The organism is Vibrio sp. HI00D65, from assembly GCF_001635455.1.
Lineage (GTDB): Bacteria > Pseudomonadota > Gammaproteobacteria > Enterobacterales > Vibrionaceae > Vibrio.
This window is the reverse complement of sequence record NZ_LWEH01000314.1, coordinates 1-2,109: the sequence shown is the minus strand read 5'-3', so window position 1 is coordinate 2,109 and position 2,109 is coordinate 1. Positions and strand designations below refer to the sequence as shown.

Below are 2,109 nucleotides of genomic sequence, written 5' to 3'. Positions count from 1 at the left end.
AGCTCTTACTGCTTTTGGCAATAGATAGCGTTTAACTGTAATGTGGTTGCGGGAGCCGGATTTGAACCGACGACCTTCGGGTTATGAGCCCGACGAGCTATCTAACTGATCTATCCGGCGTCAGGATGCATTGTTTAAGTCAATGAGTCTATCAAATTTGAACGACACGCGAGATTCCCTATCTTCAAGGCTTAGGCGTGACCTCAACCTTGGCAAGGATAATGCTCTTCATGTTTCACTTTCAAAATGGAGCGACACACGAGGTTCGAACTCGTGACCTCAACCTTGGCAAGGTTGCGCTCTACCAGCTGAGCTAGTGTCGCATAAGTTAATCGCAGCTCTTACTGCTTTTGGCAATAGATAGCGTTTAACTGTAATGTGGTTGCGGGAGCCGGGTTTGAACCGACGACCTTCGGGTTATGAGCCCGACGAGCTACCAAGCTGCTCCATCCCGCGTCCGGATGCATTGTTTAAGTCAATGAGTCTATCAAATTGGAGTGACACACGAGGTTCCCGATCTTCAAGGCTTAGGCGTGACCTCAGCCTTGGCAAGGATTGCACTCTGCCAGAATGCTCTTCATGTTTCACTTTCTAAATGGAGCGACACACGAGGTTCGAACTCGTGACCTCAACCTTGGCAAGGTTGCGCTCTACCAGCTGAGCTAGTGTCGCATAAGTTAATCGCAGCTCTTACTACTTTTGGCAATAGATAGCGCTTAACTGTAATGTGGTTGCGGGAGCCGGATTTGAACCGACGACCTTCGGGTTATGAGCCCGACGAGCTACCAAGCTGCTCCATCCCGCGTCCGGATGCATTGTTTAAGTACAATGAAACTTCAAATTGGAGCGACACACGAGGTTCCCGATCTTCAAGGCTTAGGCGTGACCTCAACCTTGGCAAGGATTGCACTCTGCCAGAATGCTCTTCATGTTTCACTTTCAAAATGGAGCGACACACGAGGTTCGAACTCGTGACCTCAACCTTGGCAAGGTTGCGCTCTACCAGCTGAGCTAGTGTCGCATCATGGAAAGGTCTTTCACCTTCCGATTACCGCTTTTGCGTTAATCTACAAATTGGAGCGACACACGAGGTTCGAACCTCGTGTGTCGCTCCATTTTGAAAGTGAAACATGAAGAGCATTCTGGCAGAGTGCAATCCTTGCCAAGGTTGAGGTCACGCCTAAGCCTTGAAGATCGGGAACCTCGTGTGTCACTCCAATTTGATAGACTCATTGACTTAAACAATGCATCCGGACGCGGGATGGAGCAGCTTGGTAGCTCGTCGGGCTCATAACCCGAAGGTCGTCGGTTCAAATCCGGCTCCCGCAACCACATTACAGTTAAACGCTATCTATTGCCAAAAGCAGTAAGAGCTGCGATTAACTTATGCGACACTAGCTCAGCTGGTAGAGCGCAACCTTGCCAAGGTTGAGGTCACGAGTTCGAACCTCGTGTGTCGCTCCAATTTGATAGACTCATTGACTTAAACAATGCATCCGGACGCGGGATGGAGCAGCTTGGTAGCTCGTCGGGCTCATAACCCGAAGGTCGTCGGTTCAAATCCGGCTCCCGCAACCACATTATAGTTAAACGCTATCTATTGCCAAAAGCAGTAAAAGCTGCGATTAACTTATGCGACACTAGCTCAGCTGGTAGAGCGCAACCTTGCCAAGGTTGAGGTCACGAGTTCGAACCTCGTGTGTCGCTCCAATTTGAAAGTGAAACATGAAGAGCATTCTGGCAGAGTGCAATCCTTGCCAAGGTTAAGGTCACGCCTAAGCCTTGAAGATCGGGAACCTCGTGTGTCGCTCCAATTTGAAGTTTCATTGTACTTAAACAATGCATCCGGACGCGGGATGGAGCAGCTTGGTAGCTCGTCGGGCTCATAACCCGAAGGTCGTCGGTTCAAATCCGGCTCCCGCAACCACATTACAGTTAAGCGCTATCTATTGCCAAAAGTAGTAAGAGCTGCGATTAACTTATGCGACACTAGCTCAGCTGGTAGAGCGCAACCTTGCCAAGGTTGAGGTCACGAGTTCGAACCTCGTGTGTCGCTCCATTTTGAAAGTGAAACATGAAGAGCATTNTCCTTGCCAAGGTTGAGGTCAC

General features: G+C 49.6%; 10 tRNA genes. 6 read left to right on the top strand and 4 right to left on the bottom strand.

The features are described from left to right. Window positions 1–247 precede the first annotated feature (247 nt). From A3712_RS27500 to A3712_RS28435, 4 genes are all read right to left on the bottom strand, one after another. Window positions 248–323: transfer RNA gene (locus A3712_RS27500), tRNA-Gly, on the bottom strand. Window positions 324–596: 273 nt separating this feature from the next. Next, a tRNA-Gly gene (locus A3712_RS26965) sits at window positions 597–672 on the bottom strand. A gap of 56 nt (window positions 673–728) precedes the next feature. Beyond that, window positions 729–805 (bottom strand) — tRNA-Met (locus A3712_RS28440). Window positions 806–945: 140 nt separating this feature from the next. Beyond that, window positions 946–1,021, bottom strand: a tRNA-Gly gene (locus A3712_RS28435). Window positions 1,022–1,255: 234 nt separating this feature from the next. On the opposite strand from A3712_RS28435, the gene A3712_RS27495 reads away from it, so the two are divergent. The 6 genes from A3712_RS27495 (at window position 1,256) to A3712_RS19465 (ending at window position 2,059) form a co-directional block, all read left to right on the top strand. After that, window positions 1,256–1,332, top strand: a tRNA-Met gene (locus tag A3712_RS27495). A 56-nt stretch (window positions 1,333–1,388) separates the two neighbouring features. Beyond that, a tRNA-Gly gene (locus A3712_RS26950) sits at window positions 1,389–1,464 on the top strand. Between the two features lie 37 nt (window positions 1,465–1,501). After that, a tRNA-Met gene (locus tag A3712_RS19475) sits at window positions 1,502–1,578 on the top strand. A gap of 56 nt (window positions 1,579–1,634) precedes the next feature. Further along, window positions 1,635–1,710 (top strand) — tRNA-Gly (locus tag A3712_RS27490). Window positions 1,711–1,850: 140 nt separating this feature from the next. Then, window positions 1,851–1,927: transfer RNA gene (locus A3712_RS27485), tRNA-Met, on the top strand. Between the two features lie 56 nt (window positions 1,928–1,983). Next, a tRNA-Gly gene (locus A3712_RS19465) sits at window positions 1,984–2,059 on the top strand. Window positions 2,060–2,109: the final 50 nt, after the last annotated feature.